This window comes from Pseudomonas edaphica, assembly GCF_005863185.1.
GTDB classification, from domain to species: Bacteria; Pseudomonadota; Gammaproteobacteria; order Pseudomonadales; family Pseudomonadaceae; genus Aquipseudomonas; species Aquipseudomonas edaphica.
In genome coordinates this window covers 1-2,240 of the sequence record NZ_VBVZ01000821.1, presented here as the reverse complement: position 1 = coordinate 2,240, position 2,240 = coordinate 1, and the positions used below count along the sequence as shown (strand labels likewise).

Sequence of the window (2,240 nt, the reverse complement as noted above, 5' to 3'; positions counted from 1 at the left end):
GCCTTTGCTGCTGTGCATCGCCGCCTTGTTGTGCGGCGCGGCGCTGTGGCCCTTCGACGATACGTTGCCGGCGCTGCTGGCGGCGATCCTGGCCATGGGCATGCTCAATGCGGCGGTGGAAGAGGTCAACGGTTTGCCGGTGGGCCTGACCTATGTGACCGGCGCGCTCTCACGTTTTGGTCGCGGGTTGGGGCGCTGGATAATGGGGGAGCGGCGTAACGGTTGGCGGGTGCAACTGGTGCCGTGGGTCGGCATGTTCGTGGGCGCCGTGATCGGCGCGGTGCTGGAGCACCAGCTCGGGCTCAAGGCGCTCCTGGTGAGTGGCGCATTGGCCGCCGTGCTGGGGCTGGTGTCACTGAAGATTCCCCGGCGCTGGCACTTGGGCTACATGCCGCGATAGGAAGGAAACGAGGCCCGCTCGACGATCAGGCCTCGACGTCCGTGTACTGGTAAAGAGCCATCGCGTCGAGCGAGCGGGAGGAATAATAGGCCAATGTCCGGCGGCTGTCCCGCCGGGCATTTCCGAAAAATGCTAAGGAGACAGCCTACAGACAGGTGGCCAGTGCGGCCAACCGCCGCTTGGCCGGCATCGTGTCCTGGGCGGCATAGTATTTGACGCTGGAGCCGCCACCGGCTACTCGCACATCGGCAAAGTAGTCACCGCCCGTGGTGTAGACGGTAAAACCGCCTGTTTCGAGCGGCTCTTTGAAGCCACCGGCATCCACGCCGAACACGGCCTCGTCCTGCCAGCCGAACTGGATGCATTGGGCAACCACCAATGTGGCCTTGTCCGACGCAAGGGTCTTGTAGGGCTGGCCGCTGCGCGCGTCCTTCATCTTCGAGCCCGCACAGCCAGACAGTGCGGCCACTGTCAATGCGCCAATTACCAGCTTTCGCATGCCATCGCTTCCTTGAAAAAAATGCGACTCTACCACTCTCCGGTGATTGTCTGATGCGTGCATGAATTTTGTTTCACTGTAAAAGGGGCGCCTGGCACCTATAGTCGGCAGGCTCATTTTTAAGAAGTATCCCTTCTGCCCGCTCTCCCGCGGGCTTTTTTTTGCCTGGTTATTTTTAGTGATTTGGGGGGACGATTTCAGATCAAGATCAAAAACGCAGATCAAGAGACCGCTGACTTCGCCGGCGAAAAGGATGCAAGGGCCAGAGCAACAGCAACAGCAGAGCCAGCTCCCACAGTTTTAACCGCGTTCTGTCAGTGCGTGCCGGGGTTAGCGCGCAAGTGCGCTACCTTTTGTTCCAGGCCTTTCCACGCCGGCGCATTCGGCGCAAATTGCCCGCGCAGGTAGTCGATCAGATCCGCCACCTGGCCATTCGACAGGCTGTCCTTGAAGCCCGGCATATACCCCAAGTCCCGGGTCGCCGGGCTGCTGATCCCTTGCAAAATCACCTTGATCAAATTATCCGGCTGGTCGCTGAACACATTGGTATTGGTCGCCAATGACGGGCTCACCCCGAACAGCTTCGGCCCCAGGCCATCGGCATGACAGGCTTTGCATGAGCCTTCGAATACACGTCGGCCATTGGGGTTGGGCAGCGGCGCCGTCGCCACCGTTTGCGCCTCGGCATTGGCCTCGCCATTAAGTGACGCCAGGTACACCGCCATCGCACGAATATCGGCCTTGGGCAGCTTTGACAACTCACTCACCACCGGCCCCATCGGGCCCGCCGCCACGCCATGGGCATCGGAATAGCCAGTGCTCAGGTAGTTGAACAACTGGTCCTCGGTCCACGGCGTCGGTGCCTTGGACAAGCCCTTCAATGCGGGCGCCTCCCAGCCATCGACCATGCCCCCGGCCAGAAAGGATTTGCCGCCCTTCTGCGCACCCATCAGGTTGCGCGGCGAGTGGCACGCGGCGCAGTGCCCGAGGCCATTGACCAAGTAATTGCCGCGATTCCATTGCTCGCTGCGCTCAGGCTGCGGGGTGATTTCACCCCGCCGCAGGTTCAGTGCATTCCAGCCGGCCATCAATGGTCGGATATTAAACGGAAAGCGCATGGCATTCGGCGTCGGCGCCTGGCTCACCGGCGCCTGGGACATCAGGTAGGCATACAACGCCTGCAGGTCGGCATCATTGATATTGCGAAACGCCGTGTAGGGAAACGCCGGGTACAGGTTGCGTCCATCGCGGCCAATGCCGTCACGCATCGCCCGCTCGAATGCCGGGTAGGACCAGGCGCCGATGCCGGTTTTCACGTCTGGGGTGATATTGCTGCTGTAC

General features: G+C 61.2%; 3 protein-coding genes. 1 reads left to right on the top strand and 2 read right to left on the bottom strand.

The window, feature by feature from the left end:
• Nucleotides 1-400, top strand: a 400-nt coding sequence (locus tag FEM54_RS30910; protein WP_138454105.1) for a YoaK family protein, incomplete at its 5' end; no start/stop codon positions are given.
• A gap of 145 nt (nucleotides 401-545) precedes the next feature.
• Here the strand turns inward: FEM54_RS30910 and FEM54_RS30905 are convergent.
• Together FEM54_RS30905 and FEM54_RS30900 are read right to left on the bottom strand one after the other, a co-directional pair.
• On the bottom strand, nucleotides 546-899 hold the full coding sequence (locus FEM54_RS30905) for a hypothetical protein (protein ID WP_017135479.1): 354 nt from the start codon (nucleotides 897-899) through the stop codon (nucleotides 546-548).
• Between the two features lie 314 nt (nucleotides 900-1,213).
• The coding region (locus FEM54_RS30900) for a c-type cytochrome (RefSeq protein ID WP_138454104.1) at nucleotides 1,214-2,240 on the bottom strand (1,027 nt) is incomplete at its 5' end.

Excerpts from the sequence above, each read along its gene's own strand:
- FEM54_RS30905 (WP_017135479.1), bottom strand. The coding sequence starts at position 899 with ATGCGAAAGCTGGTAATTGGCGCATTGACAGTGGCCGCACTGTCTGGC.